Source organism: Ideonella aquatica (assembly GCF_018069755.1).
Lineage (GTDB): Bacteria > Pseudomonadota > Gammaproteobacteria > Burkholderiales > Burkholderiaceae_C > Ideonella > Ideonella aquatica.
Genome location: NZ_JAGQDE010000001.1, coordinates 1 through 18,471, shown reverse-complemented (window position 1 = coordinate 18,471; position 18,471 = coordinate 1). Strand labels below are relative to the sequence as shown.

Sequence of the window (18,471 nt, the reverse complement as noted above, 5' to 3'; positions counted from 1 at the left end):
TCAGCGGCTGGCGGCCGAGGCCGGTGCCGACGCTGCCGCCGCCGACGCCGAGCCGGCCGGGCTCCAGGGCACTGGCTTGACCGGTGCCTTGGGGCGGATCTTCTGGAAGCCGTCAACGATCACCTGCTCGCCGCCCTGCAGCCCGTCGGTGACCACCCACTGGGCGCCGCGCGAGCCGCCCAGCTTGACCGGTCGCACGGCCACCTGGCCGTCGGCGCCGACCAGCATCACGGTGTCGCCCGCGGCGCTGCGTTGCACCGCCTGCTGCGGCAGCAGGATGGCGTGGTCGGTGGCGGCCTGCTCGATGCGCACCTTGACGTACAGGCCCGGCAGCAACTGCCCCTTGGGATTGGGAACCTCAGCGCGCAGACTGACCTGGCCGCTGGTCGCGTCGACCGTCAGGTCGGTGAACAGCAGCTTGCCGGCCAGCGGGTACTCGGAGCCGTCATCCAGCACCACACGCACCGCGTTGGAGCCGCTGGCTTTGAGGGCACCGCTGTCAAAAGCGCGCTTCAGGCGCAGGGCCTCGGCGGCAGACTGGGTGAAGTTGACATAGAGCGTGTCGACCTGCTGCACGGTGGCCATCAGCGTGGCCTCGGTCTGGCTGACCAGTTGGCCCTCGCTGACGGTGGCACGGCCGATGCGGCCGGTGATCGGCGAGCGCACCTGCGCGTACTCCACGTTCAGCGCTGCGGTCTGGCGCGCCGCGCGGGCCGCGGCCAGGTCGGCCTGGGCCTGCTTGTGCGCGGTCTGGGTGCTGATCCATTCCTGCTGGCTGATCGCCTTGGCTTCGACCAGCGGGCGGTTGCGCTCCAGCGTGGCCTGGGCATTGGCCAGCGCGGCCTCGGCCTTGGCCTCGGTGGCGCGGGCGCTGTCGAGCGCGGCTTGGTAGGGCGCGGCATCGATCTGGAACAGGCTCTGGCCGGCCTTGACCTGGCCGCCCTCGGCGAACAGGCGCTTCTGGACCACGCCGGTCACGCGGGCGCGCACCTGGGCGCTGCGCAGGGCTTCCAGACGGCCCGGCAGCTCGGTGGACAGGGCCAGCGGCTGGCGGGTGGCGGTGACCACGCCCACCGGCGATGGCGGCATCTGGCCGCCACCCGGCGCGCCGCCACCGGAGCCTCCGCAGGCCACAAGGGCGGCCACCAGCAGGGTCAGCGCGGCGCGGGGCAGCGCGCGGGTCAGGACAGGGGTCCACAGGGGATACGCGGTGGTGGGCATCAGGGGCTTTCCACGGGAGATTCGGGAGCGCAGCCGGGTCGCTGAGGACTGGCTTGCACGAAGGGGCGCAGTATACATACAATCGTGTATGTATGTTGATCAGGCAGGGTCTTTACCCGCCGTTGACGCTACCCGGATTCTTCAATGGTTCGCAAATCCAAGGCCGACGCTCTGGTGACCCGCCAGCAGCTGCTCGATGCGGCCGAACAGGTCTTCCTGTCGCAGGGCGTGGCCGGCACCTCGCTGCAGCAGGTGGCCGCGGCCGCAGGCCTGACGCGCGGTGCGATCTACTGGCACTTCCAGGACAAGGCCGCCCTGTTCACGGCCATGATGGACCGCGTCACCCTGCCCTGCGAGTGCGCGTTTGACCTGGCCCGCAGCGCGGCGCCTTGCGACCCCGCTGCCACGCTGCGCGGGATGGCGATGGCGCCGCTGCGCGAGCTGTCCAGCCATGCGCAGATGCAGCGCGTGTTCCGCATCGCGATGCACCTGACCGAGTACACGGGCGAGCTGGCCCCGGTGGGCGAGCGGCACCGCCAGGCGGTGGCCGGGTTTGTCGGCGCGATGGAACTGCCTTGCCGAACGCTGGCACCCGACGCCCACGGCGCCGCGCTGGGCCTGTTCGGCCTGATCGATGGCCTGATGCGCCAGTGGACGATGGACCCGTCGGCCTTCGATCTGGTGGCGGTGGGTGAGCGCGCGGTGGCGGCCTATGTGGCCGGTCTGGCCGCTACAGCATCACCGCCAGCCGCTCCAGCAGGATCACGGCGAAAAAGCCCAGCCCGGCCAGTACCGTCCACTTGACCACCACCAGGCCGCGCCAGCGCCAGCGCGGGTCGCGGGTGGCAATGTAGGCGGCAAAGCACAGCAGGCCGCTGAGCAGCAGCAGGCCGAAGACCAGTCGAAAGATCAGCATCGCGGGCGCCTCACCAGGCCGGCGCCAGTTCGGCAAAGCCGCGCGGCGCGTGGGCGGCATCCTGGAAGCTCACCAGCTCCCAGGCCTGGGCATCGGCCAGCAGCGTGCGCAGCAGCTTGTTGTTCAGCGCGTGCCCGCCCTTGAAGGACGAATAGGCCGCCAGCAGCGTGTGGCCGCCCACGTACAGATCGCCGATCGCATCCAGGATCTTGTGCTTGGCGAACTCGTCGTCGTAGCGCAGGCCATCGGCATTGAGCACGCGGTAGTCGTCGATGACGATGGCGTTGTCCATGCTGCCGCCCAGCGTCAGGCCGCGCGAGCGCATGGCCTCGACATCGCGCGTGAAGCCGAAGGTGCGCGCCCGGGCGATCTCGCGCGCGTAGGTGCCACTGCCCATGTCGAACACCACCTGCTGGCCGGTGGCGTCCAGCGCCGGGTGCTTGAACTCGATCTGGAAGCTCAGCTTGAAGCCATGGAAGGGCTCCAGCCGCGCCCACATCAGCCGGGCGCCCTCGCCTTCGCGCACTTCCACCGCCTTCTTCACGCGCAGGAACTTCTTGGGCGCGTTCTGCAACTGGATGCCGGCGCTTTGCAGCAGGAAGACGAAGCTGGCCGAGGAGCCATCGAGGATGGGCACCTCGTCGGCGGTGATGTCGATGTAGAGGTTGTCCAGGCCCAGGCCACAGCAGGCCGACATCAGGTGCTCGATGGTCTGGACCTTGGGGCCGCCGGGGTCGCCGCCGGGCGAGATGGTGCTGGCCATGCGGGTGTCGCTGACGGAATCGAAGCGCACCGGGATGTCCACCGGCACCGGCAGGTCGACCCGCCGGAAGACGATGCCGGTGTCGGGGGCGGCGGGGCGCAGCGTCAACTCGACGCGCTGGCCGCTGTGCAGACCCACGCCGACGGCGCGGGTGATGGTCTTGAGAGTGCGTTGCTGGAGCATGGTCACGGCCGGATTGTCGGTCAAGCCGGCATGCCCCGCTGCAGCGGCAAGTCCAAGGCCACGCGCGTGCCCTGGCCGGGCCGGCTGTCCACCTGCAGCGCCCCGCCCAGCCGGGTGGCCCGCTGCACCAGGTGACGCAGACCGCGGCCGCTGGGTGCGCGGCCGGTGTCGAAGCCCACGCCGTCGTCCTCGATCAGCACCTGCACCGTGCTGTCCTGCAGCGTGGTGGCCAGGCGGATGCGGCTGGCCTGGGCATGCTTGAGCACATTGGTCAGCACCTCCTGCACGATGCGCAGCACCTGCAGCGCGTCGGGCGGCGCCAGCCAGGGCAGTGGCGGCAAGTCCTGGACCTCCCATTGCATGTCCAGCCCGGCGCTCTCCAGCCGGCGCCCCAGGCGATGGCGCAGCGAGGCCAGCAGCGTCACCAGGTCGTGGCCGATCGGCTCCAGCGAGTCGATCACCAGGCGCAGGTCGTCGACGCACTCGCGCAGCAGATCGGCCACGGCCGGTGCGTCCAGGCGGCCCTGCTCGACCAGCACCAGCGAGGACATCAGGGTGGAGCCCAGGCCGTCGTGCATGTCGCGCATCAGGCGCTGGCGCTCCAGCAGCAGCGCCTGCTCGCGCTCGACCACGCGCAGGCGCTCGTGGTTGGCGCGCAGCTCTTCCTCGCGTGCGGCCAGGCGGGCTTCCAGGCCCGAGTTGACGCGCTCGACCTCGCGGATCGCCATCGAGTAGCGCACCTGCACCGCGTACAGAAAGGCCAGGAACAGCACATACGAGGCGTAGGGCAGCAGGTAGATCGACTCCGGCGATACGCCGCCCGAGACCAGCAACAGGTCGTGTACGCCGAAGGCCTCGGTCAGCCACAGGCTGGCGGTGATGACCCGGAATTCACGGCTGCCGCCGGTCCAGGCCATCCAGCTCAGGCGCAGCAGCACCACCGCGCCCACCAGCGCGTTGATCAGGTGCAACTGCACCAGCGTGCGCACCGGCGAGGCCTCCAGCGGCATGGCCAGCACCGACATCAGCGCAACAAAGCCCAGCAGCCCGCGCTCCAGCCAGGGCGCGCGGCGGGCGTCGAAGCGCAGTGCGAACAGGTAGACCAGCACCATCACCCAGGACAGCGAGGCATTGGTCATCCACCAGAACCAGTCGTAGGCCACCCGGTCCTCGGGCATGTCCACGTAGTAATGCAGGTTGCGCAGCGCCCAGACCAGTGAGGAGCCGAAGAACAGCAGATAAGCCTGCTCGCGCCGCCGGCCCAGCCAGAACAGCAGTGCGAACAGACCCAGCGACAGGAAGGTCAGGCTGCCCACCGGCGGCGCCACTTGCTGCAGCACATGGCGCTGGCTGGCACGCTCGGCCAACTCGGCACGCGGGCCGATCCAGATGCGCGCCACCCGGGTCTCGGCGCCGTCATAGTGGATCAGGCCTACCGCCAGCGTCAGCCGGCTGCCGGGCGGCGGCGCTGGTCCCAGATCGACCAGGATGGGGCGGTTCCACTGCTCGCGCCATTGGTCGGTGCCGTCCCAGCGCAGGCGCCACTGGCTGCCGTCGTGGGCGATCACCTGCACCGCCGAACCCACCACCCGCGGCAGGTACAGCGCCAGCGGGCCCGGCTCGCCGGCCGGCACGACATGGTCGATGCGCAGCCAGTCCACCACCAGCGGGCGGTCGGCGGCGGCCGCGCGCAGCGGATCACGGGTTTCGTGACGCGGCAGGGCCAATGGCGTCCAGGCATTGGCGTCGTCGGGGGCCGGTGCCTGGACCACGCCACCGGGGTCGGCCGGTCCGCGGTAGGCCGGCAACTGGTGCGGCCGCAAGGCGTGCAGGCCGGCGGCGTAGAGCACCGGCGCTGGCTGGGCGGCGCTGGTCACGGTGTCGGGGTCGAGCTTGTGCACCGCTGGCGCCGACCCGGCGACCAGCAGACCGGCCAGGCCCAGCAGGCCGGCGGCCAGCGCCTTGCTCCAGCGCACCGCGGCGGCCCGGCCGGCGGCGCCCTCACCGGCTTCAGTCACGCACCAGGCCCAGCTTGCGGGCCTCGTAGATCGCCTCGGTCTTGGAGTGCACCTGCAGCTTGCGGTAGCTGCGCTTCACATAGGTCATCACGGTGTGCCGAGAGACCTCCAGCATGCGGGCGATCTCCTCGAAGCTGAAGCCCTTGGCCGACAGTGTCAGCACCTGGCGCTCCTGGGGCGACAGCAGCGCTTCATCCACCACCGGCGCGCTCTGCGGCGTCAGGCGCAGCAGCAGCTGGCGGGCGATCACCGGGCTGATCGGGCTGCCGCCGGCGCGCAGCGTGCGGATCTGCTCGGTCAGGTCGGCCGCCTGGGCGTCCTTCAGCAGGTAGCCGGTGGCGCCGGCTTCCAGCGAGGCCATCACGTGCGGCTCGTCGCCGAAGACGCTGACCACCATCACGTCGGTCTGCGGCAGGTGGTCGTTGGCGTAGCGGATCAGCTCGACGCCGCTGCCGCTGGGCAGGCCCAGGTCGACCAGCAGCACGTCGGGGCGCTGCTCGCGCAGCAGGCGCAGGCCCGGCGCCAGATCGCCGGCGGTGCCGGCCAGGCGCATGTCCGCGGCCTCGGCCACCGAGGTGGCGAAGGCCACGCGAAAGCGTTCGTCGTCCTCGACGATCAAGACCGAAATCGGTTCCATCCCGGCAGTGTAGGCGCGTGCCGCAGGCCTGGCGCGCCGCATCCCGCGTCTAAGGGACGCCGGGCCCAAGGCGAGCGGCCGCTTCGCCGCCCAGCCGCCTCACAAGCCCCTTCTGACGGCAACATTTGGCCGCATTGAGACATCCGGGCTTGACCTGGACACCTACAATACCGCCACCGGTGAGTGCTCACGGAAGGCCGAGAACATGGGGACATCATTGAAAGTCGCGGGATGGCTGGCCCTGGGGGCCGTGGCAGGAGCCTTGACCACCATCCAGCTCCAGGCCATCGCGCGAAGCAGCGTCGGCCCGCTGCCGCTGGAAGAAATGCAGCAGCTGGCGGCGGTGTTCGGCATGGTCAAGAACGACTATGTCGAGCCGGTCGACGAGAAGAAGCTGATCACTGACGCGATCGGCGGCATGGTCGCCGGCCTGGACCCGCACAGCCAGTACTTCGACAAGAAGACCTTCAAGGAATTCCGCGAGGGCACGACCGGCAAGTTCGTTGGCGTGGGCATCGAGATCGGCGCCGAGGACGGCCTGGTCAAGGTGGTCTCCCCGATCGAAGGCTCGCCCGCCTTCCGCGCCGGCATCAAGAGTGGCGACTTGATCACCCGCATCGACGACACGCCCGTCAAGGGCCTGAGCATCGACCAGGCCGTCAAGCGCATGCGCGGCGAGCCGGCCACCAAGGTCACGCTCACCATCTTCCGCAAGACCGAGAGCCGCAGCTTCCCGGTCACCATCACCCGCGAGGAAATCCACGTCCAAAGCGTGCGCGCCAAGCTGATCGAGCCGGGCTACGCCTGGCTGCGCGTCAGCCAGTTCCAGGACCGCACGGTGGACGATTTCGCCCGCAAGCTGGAAGAGCTGTACAAGCAGGACCCGGCGATCAAGGGCATGGTGCTCGACCTGCGCAATGACCCGGGCGGCCTGCTGGAGGGCGCCGTGGCGGTGGCAGCCGCCTTCCTGCCGAACGATGCGGTGGTGGTCAGCACCAACGGCCAGATCGCCGATGCCAAGGCCACCTTCCGCGCCAACCCGGACAATTACGTGCGCCGCGGTGGCCCCGATCCGCTGCGCAAGCTGCCCGCCGCGCTGAAGAAGGTGCCGCTGGTGGTGCTGGTCAACGAAGGGTCGGCCTCGGCCTCCGAAATCGTCGCCGGCGCACTGCAGGACCACAAGCGGGCCCTGGTCATGGGCGGCCAGACCTTCGGCAAGGGCTCGGTGCAGACCGTACGCCAGCTCAGCGCCGACACCGCGCTGAAGATCACCACCGCGCGCTACTACACGCCCAGTGGCCGCAGCATCCAGGCCAAGGGCATCGTGCCCGATGTGTGGCTGGACGAAACCGCCGAGGGCAATGTCTTCGCCGCGCTGCGCATGCGCGAGGCCGACCTGGAAAAGCACCTGGGCGGTCCCGACGAGAAGAAGGACGAGGCCCGCGAAAAGGCCCGCGAGGAAGCCCGCCAGAAACTGGAGGAGCAACTCGCCAAGTCCAAGGACGCCGTCAAGCCGCTGCCCGAGTTCGGCAGCGCCGAGGACTTCCCGCTGCTGCAGGCGCTCAACCAGCTCAAGGGCAAGCCGGTGCTGGTTTCCAAGACCGCCACCGAGCGCAAGGCCGAAGCCGCCACCGATTAAGCACCACGGTGACCGACGACGAGCTGCTGCGCTACTCGCGCCACATCCTGCTCGATGAGATCGGCATCGAGGGCCAGCAGCGGCTGCTGGACGCGCACGCACTGGTCATCGGCGCGGGCGGTCTGGGATCACCGGTGGCACTGTACCTGGGCACCGCCGGCCTGGGACGCATCACCCTGGTCGACCACGACACGGTCGACCTGACCAATCTTCAGCGCCAGGTGGCCCATGCGCAGGCGCGCATCGGCCAGCCCAAGGTCGAATCCGCCCGCACGGCGATCCATGCCCTCAATCCCGGCGTGCGGGTCGACACGCTGGCCGAGCGGGCCGACGCCGCCCGCCTGGACGCGCTGGTGGCCGAGGCCGACGTGGTCATCGACTGCAGCGACAACTTCGCCACCCGCCAGGCGGTCAACGCCGCCTGCGTGGCGCACCGCCGGCCGCTGGTATCGGGTGCGGCGATCGGCTTTGACGGCCAGATCTCGGTGTACGACGTGCGCGCCCCGGGCCAGCCCTGCTACGCCTGCCTGTTCCCGCCCGAGGCCACCTTTGAAGAAGTGCGCTGCTCCACGATGGGCGTCTTCGCGCCGCTGGTGGGCATCATCGGCACGATGCAGGCGGCGGAGGCGCTGCGCCTGGTGGCCGGCATCGGCAGCTCGCTGGCCGGCCGGCTGCTGATGCTGGATGCGCGCCGCATGCAGTGGGACGAGGTGCGCATGGCCGCTCATCCCGGATGCCCCGTCTGTGCGGCCGGGCGTGGCTGAGTGCGGCGCGGCGGGGGTAAGCTCCTGCCCATGACCGCACGACCGTCCGACCTCACCGCCCGCAATTTTCCGAGTGCCGCGCTGGATGCGCAGCAGGCCGCCCAGCCGAGTGGCCGCTATGGCGGTCCCGAGAGCAGCTACCGCCTGGCCTTCACCGACACCGACTTCCTGCTGCGCGAGGAACTGCGCCCGGTGCGCATGCAGCTGGAACTGCTCAAGCCCGAGATGGTGCAGCAGGCGCTGGGCATTGAGAGCACCATCGTGATCTTCGGCAGTGCCCGCATTCCCAGCCCTGAGCAGGCCGAGGAACGGCTGCAGGCCGCGCGCGCCAGCGGCGATGCCACCGCGCTGCGCCGCGCCGAGACGGCGCAGCAGATGAGCCGCTACTACGACGAGGCGCGCCGCTTCGCCCGCCTGGTCACTGAGCGCTCGAAGGCACTGGCCACGCCGATCACCGTGTGCACCGGGGGCGGCCCCGGCATCATGGAGGCCGGCAACCGCGGCGCCTGGGAGGTGGGCGGCCAGAGCCTGGGCCTGAACATCGTGCTGCCGCATGAGCAGGCGCCCAACCCCTACATCACGCCGGAGCTGTGCTTCCAGTTCCACTACTTCGCGCTGCGCAAGATGCACTTCGTGATGCGCTCGGTGGCGCTGGTGTGCTTCCCGGGCGGGTTTGGCACGCTCGACGAGCTCTTCGAGACGCTCACCCTGATCCAGACCGGCAAGAGCCGCCGCCGCCCGGTGCTGCTCTTCGGCCGCGAGTTCTGGGAGAAGCTGATCGACCTGCAGCATCTGGTGGACACCGGCATGATCAGCCCCGAGGACGTGCACCTGTTCCAGTACGTGGAGAGCGCCGAGGAGGCCTGGCACAAGCTGGCCGAGCACTACGCCTTCGAGTCCCGCGGCGACGCCGACGGCGCCTTCGCCGACGACATCTGAGCGGCTGCGCGCTGACCCGCCGTCGATGATCCACTTCTCGATCCAGCACCACGGCCAGCAGTGGGCGCACCTGCACTGGCTGGTGCGCGCCCTCAGCGGCGAGGGCGGCCAGGTGGATGTCACCCTGGACGCGCCCGCCGCCGACGTGGCCACGCTGGCCGCCGAGATCGGCCCCCTGGCCACGGTGCGACGCAGCCAGCCCGTGATCTGGGCTGGCCCCAGCGTGATGCAGCAGATGCGCGAGTCGCTGCTGTTCGCCGCCGAACGCCCGGGGTGGGACTGGTTCATCAACCTCAGCGGCAGCTGCATTCCGCTGCGGCGGCCCGCGGCCATGGCCGAAGCGCTGGCGCGCCACCGTGCCGAGACCGGCCTGCACTCGCACCTGTTCGCCTTCCCGGTGCGGCGTCCGCCGGTGTGGCTGGCCTATGCGGGGCTTGGCTCGGGCCGGCGGCTGCCGCTGTTCCGCATCTCGGTGGTGGCCGACCAGGTGGTCGAGGGCCTGATGGCGGCGCCGGGTGAGCCCTTCAACCCGATGTCCCGTATTGAGCTGCGGCGCACGCTGGCCTGCACCGAATGCTGCACCGAGACCGACAAGTTCCTGCAGCTGCGCGCGCTGACGTCGCCCGAGCTGCGCGACCGCCAGCGGTTCTGGACGACCCACCCCTACGTCATCGGCCGCCAGTGGGTGGTGCTGCACCGCTCGGTGGTCGAGTGGCTGGTCGAGTCCCCGCAGGCGGCGGCGGTGGCCACGCTGCTGTCGCAGACCTTCCTGCCCGACGAGACCTTCTTCCAGACCGCGCTGTCCCAGGCACCCGAGGCGCTGAAGGCCGGTATCGGCACACGCCACAACCTGCGCGGCCAGCTGGGCGCCAACGGCGCCGGTGCGCCCCCGGCACTGCGACAGGCCCACGCCGAGGGTGCGCTGTTCGCGCGCAAGGCCAAAGGCGACCTGGCCGCCCTGCACGCGATGGTCGAATCCGAACTCTGGAACGTGCCATGAAATCCCACCGACCCGACTTCGAGCACCTGCGCGATGTGCTGCGGGACATCTGCCGCGACGAGCCCGTCTACTACTTTCCCAACCCGGGCAACTGGGGTGACGGGCTGATCCGCGCCGGCACGCTGCGCTTCTTCGAGACCCACGGCTTCCAGGTGGAGGAGCACTTCCGTTGCGTCGACTTCATGCAGAAGCCCTCCGGCGGCACGCTGATCTACGGCGGCAGCGGTGCCTGGTGCTCGTTCTGGAACCACGCCATCACGCACGTCGGCAAGTTGCGGCGCAAGTTCCGCGTGGTGGTGCTGCCCTCCACCTATGAGGTCCCGGTGGACCTTCCTGATGACGTCACTTTCTTTCGCCGCGACCACCAGGAAAGCCGCCTGGCCATGCCGCGCGCGCACTTCTGCCACGACATGGCCTTTGCGCTGCAGGACTGGCCACGCAGCACCGGCCAGGGTGTCGGCCTGTTCTTCCGCAACGACCGCGAACGTCACCCCGGACGCTTTGTCGCACCGCACGGCAATGTCGACCTGAGCAACCAGGGCAAGCACACCACCGACATCGCCGGCTTCATGGCCGCAATCGACCGCTACGAGACCATCCACACCGACCGCCTGCACGTGGCCATCGGCGGCTGCCTGCTGGGCAAGGCGGTGCACCTGTATCCAAACGGCTACTTCAAGCTGCAGGCGGTGTACCGCTCCAGCATCGAGGGTTATTTCGACCGCGTGGTCTTCCACGAGCGCGTCGATGCCCTGGCCGAGCTCGCGCCGGGCGCCTGAGGCGACCCGACCGATCCATGACCGAGCCGACCTTCATCCTGCACATCGGCCGCCACAAGAGTGGCACCTCCTCGTTGCAGGCCTACCTGGCCGACCACCCCGACCGCTTGGCCGCCGAGGACATCCTGTATCCGCGCGCCGGCCGCCAGGGCATTGCCCACCATGCGCTGGCCGGCGTGCTGCAGCAGCGCTCGATGCGCGAAGACCCGCAGCGGGCCGATGCCACGCTGCGCCAGTTCCGGCACGATCTGGCGCGCGAGCTCGACGGCCGCCCGGCGCGCCGTGTCCTGCTCAGCTCCGAGGCTTTCCAGAACGCCCGTGCCGTGGATGTGGCTGCCGCCTTCGCCCCGCGCAACTCGTCGGTCATCGTCTACCTGCGCGAACAGGCCGACTATCTGGTCTCCAGCTACCAGCAGGTGGTCCATGCGCGACAGCATGCCGCCGACCTGGCCACCTACGGCAGCGGAACAGGCGTCGACTACGACCACTTCCTGGCCGGCTGGGAGGCCGCCTGGCCTGGCGCCGACTTGCAGGTGGGGGTGTACGCCCGCCAGGCCCTGCTGCGCAGCAACGTGATCGACGATTTCTTCGCCCGCCTGGGCATCGAGGTGGATGCCTCCGACGAGCCGCAGGACCGCAACCCGTCGATCGGCGGTGCGCTGCTTGAGCTCAAGCGGCTGCTCAACGCCCGCCTGCCGGTCGATCGCTGGCCCAAGGGCGTGTACCAGGCGTTCAGTCAGGCGGCCGGCACCGACCCGGCGCTGCGCCTGCGGCCGGCGCTGACCCCGCAGCGGGCCGAGCAGGTGCGCGCACACTGCGCGCCGTCCAATGCCAAGGTGGCGCGCCGCCGCTTCGATCGGGATGTGCTGTTCCAGCATCTGCCCACGGTGAGCCACACGCGGGCGCTGGGATTCGAGGACTTCCAACTGGCACTGCAGGCCCTGCTGCAGGCCCGCCGCGAGGTGGCGCAGTGCGTGGTCGAGGTTCTGCTGGGCGCCAGCGGTCTGGACACCGCTCGGCGCGACCGTGTGCTGGCACAGTTCGATGCGGGCAACACCGATCCCTATCGGCGGGTGCTGCGCCGCCTGGCTCGCCAGGGCGCCGGCCCCGACTGGGCCTGGAACTTCCCGGTCGACGCGCTGGCCGCCTGATCAGGCCGTGGCGCGCCGGCGCACCGCGTCCAGATAGGCGTGACCATCGGGCGGCAGGCCGCTGCGCTGCGAGGCCCAGATCATCTCGCCCAGCGCCTCCATCGCCACATGCTGGGCCTCGTGCAAAGAGTTGCGCCGCGCGGCCAGCAGCTCCACCGCCTGGCGGATGCCGGTGGGCTGGTCGATCGAGACCTGCTCGCTGATCGTCAGGTGCATGGCCAGGTGCAAAAAGGGATTGGTGCGCCCGTCCTCCACCGTGTAGACCGCCGCCAGTGCCGCCTGCAGGTCGGACAACTCGGCGTGGTACTCGGGGTGCTGCTCGATCCAGCCGGCGGCCAGGGTTTCGATCGGTGTGAGCGGCAGGCCCTGGCGGGCCTTGGCGTGCGTCTCGCAGAAGAAGCGGCGCACATCGTTTTGCGAGGGCTGGAACATGCTCCAATTGTCGCCGCATGATCACCGACCCGCTCTTCTACGCCGTGGCGATCCCGGCGGTGGTGCTGATGGGCATCTCCAAGAGCGGCTTCGGCGCCGGCTTCGGCGCCATCGTGGTGCCGCTGATGGCGCTGACCGTGCCGGTGCCGCAGGCCGCCGCGATCATGCTGCCCTTGCTGGCGATCATGGACCTGATGGGCCTGGCCGCGCTGATGCGTCAGGCCGACTGGACGCTGCTGCGCCGACTGATTCCGGCGGCGCTGCTGGGCACGCTGATCGGCACCGCGCTGTTCGGCGTGCTGAGCAGCCGCACCGTGGCCGGCGTCGTTGGTGCGATCACGCTGGTCTTCCTGGCGATCCGGCTGGCCTGGCCGCCACGCGCTGACAGCCCGCCGCCGCCCGCCTGGCTGGGCACGCTGCTGGGCACGGTGTCGGGCTTCACCAGCTTTGTGGCGCATGCGGGTGGGCCGCCGATCAGCTTCTACCTGCTGCCGCTGCGCCTGGCGCCGATCACCTTCACCGCCACGCTGGCGGTGCTGTTCACCGCGGTGAACTTCTCGAAGTGGCTGCCCTACGGGTGGCTGGGGCTGATCGACAGCCGCAACATGGCCACCTCGCTGGTGCTGGCGCCCTTCGCGCCGGTGGGCGTGTGGCTGGGGCTGAAGATCGTTCGCCGCATCAACCCCACCTGGTTCTACCGCCTGTTCCACCTGGGCATGCTGCTGACCGGCGTGAAGCTGGTGTGGGACGCCTGGGCCTGAGCCGGGGGCTCACACCGCGGCCATCCAGGCCGCCCAGTGCCCGATGCAGGCCCGCACCTTGGGCAGGCGGTGGCGCTCGCGCAGCATCACCGCGTACATCGGCAGGGGCTTGTCGCCAAACCACTCGGGCAGCACCGGCAGCAACTGGCCGCTGCGCACCAGCGGCCGCGCCACCAGATCGACGAGGCGGCCGATGCCCACCCCTGCGCACACCAGCGCCAGCACGGTGCCGGTGTCGCTGGCGCGGATCGACGGGCTGATCGTCCAGCGGCGCTGCTCGCGGCCCTCGCTCGAGGTCCAGGTGTTGAGCACCGGCATCAGCGCATGGCCCACCAGTTGGTGGGCGGCGAGTTGCTCGGGTGTGGTGGGCAGCCCGTTCACCTGGGCGTAGGCCGGCGCCGCATACAGGCTGCGGCTGAGCTGGCCGATCTCGCGGGCCACCAGGTCGTCGCCCGCGGGCGTGCCGGTGCGGATCGTCAGGTCCAGGCCCTCGCGCGCCATGTCGACCATGCGGTCGTCGGCCACGATGTCCAGCCGCAGGCCCGGGTGCGCGGCCAGCAGTGAGGGCAGGCTGGGCGCCAGCACCGCCTGGGCGATCACCGCGCTGCAGCCCACCCGCACCCAGCCGCGCGGACCCGCCAGGCGGCCCGACAGCTCGCTCTCCAGCTGCTGGCCGGTCTGCAGCATCTGGCGCGCGTGGGCCAGCACGGTGTCGCCCTCGTCGGTCAGGCTCAGGCCATGGGTGCTGCGGTGGAGCAACCGCGCGCCGCACTGCGCCTCCAGCCGCGCCAGTGAGCGCGTGACCTGGCTGACCGGGGCATTGCGCTCCCGGGCGGCGGCCGACAGCGTGCCCAGCTCCACCACGCGGACGAACAGGGCCAGATCATCCAGCTGCAGGTTCATCGCGCCTATTTTGCGTTTTTTGCAAATCCGATGCGCAGTTGAAGCGGTTTCCAACCGATCGCCCCATCCATAGAGTGCAAGCACACCCCACCGAAGGAGCACGACATGGACATCCACGAACACGCACGGCTGCACGATGACGCCCGCGAGCGCGCTCTGGCGCTGCGGCAGGCCGCGATCGCCCAGGCCTGGGACTGGCTGGGCGCGCAGTGCATGCGGCCCGCGGCCCGCGCCGAGCGCGCCGCGCGCCGCTGGGCCCAGCGCCTGCGGCGCCACCAGGAGATGCGCGCCGACGCTGGCGCACCAGCCTGCCGCAGCTGAGCGGATCAGCCCAGCGTGCGACCCAAAAAGCGCAGCGTGCGGTCCCAGGCGCGCGCCGCCCACACCGCGTCGTACTGCGTGGCCGGGATACGCGCCGGGCCCACCGCGGTCTCGTTGGCAAAGGCGTGGTGGGCCAGGTAGCGGTGGAATTCGTGCGCCACACCGGCCTCGGTGAGCTTGGCCGCCAGCGCATCCACCGTGGCGATCGGGAAGAACTGGTCCTGCTCGGCCCAGTGGCCCTGCAGCGGCACGCTGATCTTGCTGGCGTCGATGTACTCCAGCGGCGGGCAGCCGTACCAGACCACGCCGGCATCGGCCTCAGGGGCGTTGCACAGCGCCAGCAGCGTCAGTGCGCCGCCCATGCAAAAGCCGGTGACGCCCACCTTGCCGCCGCCGGCCTTCAGGTGCTGGACCGCGCCGCGGATGTCCTGCGAGGCGGCCTCGCCGAAATTCAGGCCGTCCATCAGGTGGTGGGCCTCCTCGGCCTCCACCGTGGACTGGCCCTTGTACAGGTCCGGCACCAACGCCCGGTAGCCGGCGGCGGCCAGGCGGTCGGCCACACCACGGATCTGGTCGTTCAGGCCCCACCATTCCTGGATCACCACGATGCCGGGCGCGCCGGCAGCGTCGGCCGGCTCGGCCAGATAGGCGGCGGCCTGTTGGCCGTCGGGACGTTGAAACTGGATCATCTGGCCCATGTCTGGCTCCTGTGGGGTGCTGGCAAACAACGCTGCAGGATACGACGGCCCCCGGGGCCTTCCCTCTCAGGGGTTTCAAGGGGACTCCCCGCGGCCACCCGGGTGCCGCGGCTACCATCCGCGCTCCTCACCCAGGAGCTTTGTCCCACCATGCGTACCCCCCGCATTGCCCCGCTCGCCGCCTTGGCCGTGTTCGCGCTGACTGGCGCGCTGGCGCTCACCCCACCCGCCGCGCAGGCCCAGACCGCCAAGCCGCGCATCGAGAAGGCGGCCGATCTGCCGCGCTTCAGCTACCCGGTCAAGGGCTCACTCGAAGCCGTGGTGCGCCAGCCCGAGGCCTTCGCGGCCTTCGCCGCCACGCTGCGCCGCGACACCGAGTCGGTGCTGGCGGGCTACGACATCCCCGACGTGGGCACGCGCCGCGACCTGCTCAGTACGCTGGCCATCATGGACTTCCTGGACGGCCGCTACGACAGCGCACTGCAGCGCGCCGAGCTGGTGCGCAGCCTGCAGGACAAGCCCGCCGACAAGCTGATCTCGGCGCAGCGCCTGCGCGCCATGGCCAGCGCCGCGAAACAGCATCCGCTGGGCAGCCCCGCCTACAAGGCCGCCGTGGCGGCCTTCATCCGCAGCGAGCTGGCCCCGCTGCCCTACCCCGTCATCGCCAACGACATCAAGGGCGCCAAGGCCAGCGCCGAGCTGATCGGCGAGGCGCTGGCGCTGGGCCGGGTGCGCGAGGTGGTGCAGCCGATCGCCGACAGCTCGGGCGCGGTCAGTTCCGAGTTTGCACCGCTGCTGGTGTTCGCCCGCTTCGCGCTGATCGGCACCCTGCCGCTGAAGCAGACCCTGATCGACACCTACACCGCCTACCTGACCCAGCACCAGGTGGCCAAGACCGACATCTGGGCCGCCCGCGACGTGGCCCTGCAGCCGGCCGACGTGAAGGCGCCGGTGGTGCTGGCGGTGTGGGACAGCGGTGTCGACACCGCGCTGTTCGGCACCCAGGTGGTGAAGGACGCGCAAGGCCAGCCGTTGGTCATCGGCTACGACAAGTACGCCCGCCCGGCGAATACCACGCTGGCACCGATTCCCGCCGAACTGCGCGGCAAGCTGCCGCAGATGGTGGCGCGCAGCAAGGGCTTCTCCGACCTGCAGGCCAACATCGACAGCAAGGAAGCCAGCGAGGTCAAGACCTGGCTGTCCACGCTGGCGCCGGCCGACTACAAGGCGGCGATCGAGGAGATCAACCTGGCCGGCAACTACGAGCATGGCACCCATGTGGCCGGCATCGCGATGGCCGGCAACCCGGGCGCGCGGCTGCTGGTGGCGCGCATCGAGTTCGGCCACACGCTCAAGCCCGATCCCTGCCCCACGCGCGAGCAGACCGAGCGCGAGGCGGCCTCGATGCACGGCTCGGTGGCCTTCCTGAAGCAGCACGGCGCGAGGGTGGTCAACATGAGCTGGGGCGGCAACGTCAAGAGCATCGAAAGCGACCTGGAGCAATGCGGCCTGGGCAAGTCGCCCGAAGACCGCCAGGCCATGGCGCGCGAGTATTTCGACCTGCTCAAGCGCGCCGAGACCGAGGCCATGGCCAGCGCCCCGGAGATCCTGTTCATCGCCGCCGGCGGCAATGACAACAGCGATGCCAGCTTCAACGAGTTCATCCCTTCGGGCATCGTGCTGCCCAACCTGCTGACGGTGGGTGCGGTGGACCTGGCCGGCGACGAGGCCTCGTTCACCAGCTACGGCCCCACGGTGAAGGTGCACGCCAACGGCTATCTGGTGGAAAGCTACCTGCCCGGCGGCGCCCGCGTGGCCCTGTCGGGCACCTCGATGGCCGCACCGCAGGTGGCCAACCTGGCGGCCAAGATGCTGGCGGTCAACCCAAAGCTCACGCCACGCGAGCTGATCGACATCATCGTCGCCACCGCCGAGCCCAGCGCCGACGGCCGCCGCCGCCTGGTGCATCCGAAGAACGCGGTGGCACAGGCCCGCGCCCGATGAGCGCGTTGCCAGCCGGCTTCGACGATGCGCTGCTCGACACCGCCCGGCGCGCCGTGCTGGGCTGGCTGGCCACGGTGGACGCGGACGGCACGCCCAACGTCTCGCCCAAGGAAGTCTTCGCGCTGGTCGACGGGCACATTGCGGTGGCCCACATCGCCTCGCCCACCACGGTGCGCAACCTGGCCGAGCGGCCGGCGGTGTGCTTCAGCTTCGTCGATGTCTTCGTGCAGAGGGGCTTCAAGCTCAAGGGACGGGCGCGGCTGCTGCGCCCTGTCGATGCCGATTTCCAGCGCTGGGCCGCGCCCCTGCTGGCCATGACCCAAGGGCGCTTCCCGGTCCATGCGGTCGTGCTGATCGCGCCCACCCACACCGAGCCCATCCTCGCACCCAGCTACCGGCTGTATCCTGGACAAACGACCGAAGCGTCGCAGACCGCCGCGGCCATGGCCCGCTACGGCGTGCGCCCGCTGCGACCTGATGATCCCCAGGAGACGCCGTCATGAACCCGACCCTGCCCTGGCTGCTGGCCCTGGCCTTGCTGGCACCCGCCGCGCCGGCCGGAGCCGAGGATGCGCCCAGCAGCGTGCGACGCACACCGCTGCCCAGCAAGCATCCACTGGTGGGCGCCTGGCGCATCGACGTGCCCGGCACCGCCTGCCACGAGGTCTACGACATCCACGCCGACGGCAGCATGTCGGTCACCAGCGGCGAACAGTCCGCGCAGTCCGAGTTCGAGATCGACCTGGAACCCTCGCCGCGCGGCTTCTACCGCTGGGTCGACAAGATCGTCAAGGACAACGGCCGCCCCGACTGCATGGGCGAGGTGATGGAGGTCGGCCACATCGCGGTCAACTTCATCATCATCCACCGCTCGGGCCGCGAGTTCCTGATGTGCGGGGACGAAAGCCTCAACAGCTGCATTGGGCCGTTCAAGCGGTTGAGCGAAGACATCTGACGACGGCAGTTCCCTGCCCTGAGCGGACGCTCAGGGCGCATTTCCTGGGCCGTCGCAGTACATCGACCGTGCCGCCAAGGGCTGGGCAGGCAGGCAGAGCCGGCCATTGGAGGGCGCCGAGCAGCGCAGGACTGCAGGGCAAATCTCTCTGACTTGGCCCACATTGTCTGAGCACAGCGAGCCGCAGGCGAGCGGAGCGAGTTTGGGGGCCGCCCTGCAGTTCGAGCAGCGCAGGGAAGTCGGCGCAGCCGACCGCCCTCGCTGGCCGGCTCTGCCTGCCTGCCCAGCCCTTGGCTTGCTCAGACCGTTGCGAGCGGATTTCCTGCTGAGGTCGGAGCGCAGCCAAGGCCTGAGCGGCCTGGGTCTGTCGTCGCAGACGGTGGCGGT

General features: G+C 70.2%; 20 protein-coding genes. 12 read left to right on the top strand and 8 right to left on the bottom strand.

The window, feature by feature from the left end:
- Complete coding sequence (locus KAK06_RS00100) at positions 1-1,221, bottom strand: efflux RND transporter periplasmic adaptor subunit (protein WP_210799651.1); 1,221 nt, start codon at positions 1,219-1,221, stop codon at positions 1-3.
- A gap of 144 nt (positions 1,222-1,365) precedes the next feature.
- Between KAK06_RS00100 and KAK06_RS00095 the strand changes: the two genes are divergently transcribed.
- A complete protein-coding gene (locus tag KAK06_RS00095; protein ID WP_210799650.1) occupies positions 1,366-2,025 on the top strand; it encodes a TetR family transcriptional regulator in 660 nt (219 codons plus the stop codon).
- Here KAK06_RS00095 and KAK06_RS00090 read toward each other — a convergent pair.
- The 4 genes from KAK06_RS00090 to KAK06_RS00075 are packed head-to-tail and all read right to left on the bottom strand — an operon-like array spanning position 1,952 to position 5,738.
- The gene (locus KAK06_RS00090; protein WP_210799649.1) at positions 1,952-2,137 is read right to left on the bottom strand and encodes a hypothetical protein; all 186 of its coding nucleotides are present in this window, start codon (positions 2,135-2,137) and stop codon (positions 1,952-1,954) included. The two genes, KAK06_RS00095 and KAK06_RS00090, sit on opposite strands and share 74 nt — an antisense overlap.
- Positions 2,138-2,147: 10 nt before the next feature.
- A complete protein-coding gene (gene lpxC, locus KAK06_RS00085; RefSeq protein ID WP_210800142.1) occupies positions 2,148-3,083 on the bottom strand; it encodes a UDP-3-O-acyl-N-acetylglucosamine deacetylase in 936 nt (311 codons plus the stop codon).
- 20 nt (positions 3,084-3,103) lie between these two features.
- Positions 3,104-5,101, bottom strand: a complete 1,998-nt coding sequence (locus KAK06_RS00080) for a sensor histidine kinase (protein WP_210799648.1) — start codon at positions 5,099-5,101, stop codon at positions 3,104-3,106.
- Complete coding sequence (locus KAK06_RS00075) at positions 5,094-5,738, bottom strand: response regulator (RefSeq protein ID WP_247652562.1); 645 nt, start codon at positions 5,736-5,738, stop codon at positions 5,094-5,096. The genes KAK06_RS00080 and KAK06_RS00075 overlap by 8 nt, the downstream gene beginning before the upstream one ends.
- Before the next feature lie 205 nt (positions 5,739-5,943).
- Between KAK06_RS00075 and KAK06_RS00070 the strand changes: the two genes are divergently transcribed.
- The 6 genes from KAK06_RS00070 to KAK06_RS00045 are packed head-to-tail and all read left to right on the top strand — an operon-like array spanning position 5,944 to position 12,010.
- A complete protein-coding gene (locus KAK06_RS00070) occupies positions 5,944-7,377 on the top strand; it encodes a S41 family peptidase (RefSeq protein ID WP_210799646.1) in 1,434 nt (477 codons plus the stop codon).
- An 8-nt stretch (positions 7,378-7,385) separates the two neighbouring features.
- Complete coding sequence (locus tag KAK06_RS00065) at positions 7,386-8,141, top strand: HesA/MoeB/ThiF family protein (protein WP_210799645.1); 756 nt, start codon at positions 7,386-7,388, stop codon at positions 8,139-8,141.
- Between the two features lie 30 nt (positions 8,142-8,171).
- The gene (locus tag KAK06_RS00060) at positions 8,172-9,080 is read left to right on the top strand and encodes an LOG family protein (RefSeq protein ID WP_210799644.1); all 909 of its coding nucleotides are present in this window, start codon (positions 8,172-8,174) and stop codon (positions 9,078-9,080) included.
- A 25-nt stretch (positions 9,081-9,105) separates the two neighbouring features.
- Complete coding sequence (locus KAK06_RS00055; RefSeq protein WP_210799643.1) at positions 9,106-10,080, top strand: beta-1,6-N-acetylglucosaminyltransferase; 975 nt, start codon at positions 9,106-9,108, stop codon at positions 10,078-10,080.
- The gene (locus KAK06_RS00050) at positions 10,077-10,859 is read left to right on the top strand and encodes a hypothetical protein (RefSeq protein ID WP_210799642.1); all 783 of its coding nucleotides are present in this window, start codon (positions 10,077-10,079) and stop codon (positions 10,857-10,859) included. The genes KAK06_RS00055 and KAK06_RS00050 overlap by 4 nt, the downstream gene beginning before the upstream one ends.
- Before the next feature lie 17 nt (positions 10,860-10,876).
- Complete coding sequence (locus KAK06_RS00045; RefSeq protein WP_210799641.1) at positions 10,877-12,010, top strand: hypothetical protein; 1,134 nt, start codon at positions 10,877-10,879, stop codon at positions 12,008-12,010.
- Here KAK06_RS00045 and KAK06_RS00040 read toward each other — a convergent pair whose 3' ends face one another.
- On the bottom strand, positions 12,011-12,442 hold the full coding sequence (locus tag KAK06_RS00040) for a DUF1841 family protein (protein WP_210799640.1): 432 nt from the start codon (positions 12,440-12,442) through the stop codon (positions 12,011-12,013).
- 17 nt (positions 12,443-12,459) lie between these two features.
- On the opposite strand from KAK06_RS00040, the gene KAK06_RS00035 reads away from it, so the two are divergent.
- A complete protein-coding gene (locus tag KAK06_RS00035; RefSeq protein ID WP_210799639.1) occupies positions 12,460-13,203 on the top strand; it encodes a sulfite exporter TauE/SafE family protein in 744 nt (247 codons plus the stop codon).
- Between the two features lie 9 nt (positions 13,204-13,212).
- Here the strand turns inward: KAK06_RS00035 and KAK06_RS00030 are convergent, their stop codons facing one another.
- On the bottom strand, positions 13,213-14,106 hold the full coding sequence (locus KAK06_RS00030) for a LysR family transcriptional regulator (protein ID WP_210799638.1): 894 nt from the start codon (positions 14,104-14,106) through the stop codon (positions 13,213-13,215).
- Between the two features lie 105 nt (positions 14,107-14,211).
- Here KAK06_RS00030 and KAK06_RS00025 point away from each other — a divergent pair, with 105 nt between their 5' ends.
- Entirely contained in the window at positions 14,212-14,427 is a 216-nt protein-coding gene (locus KAK06_RS00025; protein WP_210799637.1) for a hypothetical protein, read from the top strand.
- A gap of 5 nt (positions 14,428-14,432) precedes the next feature.
- On the opposite strand, the gene KAK06_RS00020 is transcribed toward KAK06_RS00025, so the two are convergent.
- Entirely contained in the window at positions 14,433-15,116 is a 684-nt protein-coding gene (locus KAK06_RS00020) for a dienelactone hydrolase family protein (protein WP_210800141.1), read from the bottom strand.
- 159 nt (positions 15,117-15,275) lie between these two features.
- On the opposite strand from KAK06_RS00020, the gene KAK06_RS00015 reads away from it, so the two are divergent.
- From KAK06_RS00015 to KAK06_RS00005, 3 genes are read left to right on the top strand one after another with little or no spacing between them, the layout of a single operon-like run.
- Positions 15,276-17,129 (top strand): S8 family serine peptidase, encoded by a 1,854-nt coding sequence (locus KAK06_RS00015; protein WP_210799636.1) that lies wholly within the window; start codon positions 15,276-15,278, stop codon positions 17,127-17,129.
- A complete protein-coding gene (locus KAK06_RS00010) occupies positions 17,126-17,632 on the top strand; it encodes a pyridoxamine 5'-phosphate oxidase family protein (protein WP_210799635.1) in 507 nt (168 codons plus the stop codon). Before KAK06_RS00015 ends, KAK06_RS00010 begins: the two co-directional genes overlap by 4 nt.
- On the top strand, positions 17,629-18,084 hold the full coding sequence (locus tag KAK06_RS00005) for a hypothetical protein (protein WP_247652561.1): 456 nt from the start codon (positions 17,629-17,631) through the stop codon (positions 18,082-18,084). The genes KAK06_RS00010 and KAK06_RS00005 overlap by 4 nt, the downstream gene beginning before the upstream one ends.
- The last annotated feature ends 387 nt before the right edge of the window (positions 18,085-18,471 follow it).

What these genes read in the sequence shown, in the direction of transcription:
- KAK06_RS00045 (WP_210799641.1), top strand. Translation starts at nt 10,877, where the DNA reads ATGACCGAGCCGACCTTCATCCTGCACATCGGCCGCCACAAGAGTGGC.
- KAK06_RS00075 (WP_247652562.1), bottom strand. Translation starts at nt 5,738, where the DNA reads ATGGAACCGATTTCGGTCTTGATCGTCGAGGACGACGAACGCTTTCGC.
- KAK06_RS00035 (WP_210799639.1), top strand. Translation starts at nt 12,460, where the DNA reads ATGATCACCGACCCGCTCTTCTACGCCGTGGCGATCCCGGCGGTGGTG.
- KAK06_RS00025 (WP_210799637.1), top strand. Translation starts at nt 14,212, where the DNA reads ATGGACATCCACGAACACGCACGGCTGCACGATGACGCCCGCGAGCGC.
- KAK06_RS00070 (WP_210799646.1), top strand. Translation starts at nt 5,944, where the DNA reads ATGGGGACATCATTGAAAGTCGCGGGATGGCTGGCCCTGGGGGCCGTG.
- KAK06_RS00095 (WP_210799650.1), top strand. Translation starts at nt 1,366, where the DNA reads ATGGTTCGCAAATCCAAGGCCGACGCTCTGGTGACCCGCCAGCAGCTG.
- lpxC (WP_210800142.1), bottom strand. Translation starts at nt 3,083, where the DNA reads ATGCTCCAGCAACGCACTCTCAAGACCATCACCCGCGCCGTCGGCGTG.
- KAK06_RS00050 (WP_210799642.1), top strand. Translation starts at nt 10,077, where the DNA reads ATGAAATCCCACCGACCCGACTTCGAGCACCTGCGCGATGTGCTGCGG.
- KAK06_RS00090 (WP_210799649.1), bottom strand. Translation starts at nt 2,137, where the DNA reads ATGCTGATCTTTCGACTGGTCTTCGGCCTGCTGCTGCTCAGCGGCCTG.
- KAK06_RS00060 (WP_210799644.1), top strand. Translation starts at nt 8,172, where the DNA reads ATGACCGCACGACCGTCCGACCTCACCGCCCGCAATTTTCCGAGTGCC.
- KAK06_RS00010 (WP_210799635.1), top strand. Translation starts at nt 17,126, where the DNA reads ATGAGCGCGTTGCCAGCCGGCTTCGACGATGCGCTGCTCGACACCGCC.
- KAK06_RS00100 (WP_210799651.1), bottom strand. Translation starts at nt 1,221, where the DNA reads ATGCCCACCACCGCGTATCCCCTGTGGACCCCTGTCCTGACCCGCGCG.
- KAK06_RS00020 (WP_210800141.1), bottom strand. Translation starts at nt 15,116, where the DNA reads ATGATCCAGTTTCAACGTCCCGACGGCCAACAGGCCGCCGCCTATCTG.
- KAK06_RS00030 (WP_210799638.1), bottom strand. Translation starts at nt 14,106, where the DNA reads ATGAACCTGCAGCTGGATGATCTGGCCCTGTTCGTCCGCGTGGTGGAG.
- KAK06_RS00055 (WP_210799643.1), top strand. Translation starts at nt 9,106, where the DNA reads ATGATCCACTTCTCGATCCAGCACCACGGCCAGCAGTGGGCGCACCTG.
- KAK06_RS00040 (WP_210799640.1), bottom strand. Translation starts at nt 12,442, where the DNA reads ATGTTCCAGCCCTCGCAAAACGATGTGCGCCGCTTCTTCTGCGAGACG.
- KAK06_RS00015 (WP_210799636.1), top strand. Translation starts at nt 15,276, where the DNA reads ATGCGTACCCCCCGCATTGCCCCGCTCGCCGCCTTGGCCGTGTTCGCG.
- KAK06_RS00005 (WP_247652561.1), top strand. Translation starts at nt 17,629, where the DNA reads ATGAACCCGACCCTGCCCTGGCTGCTGGCCCTGGCCTTGCTGGCACCC.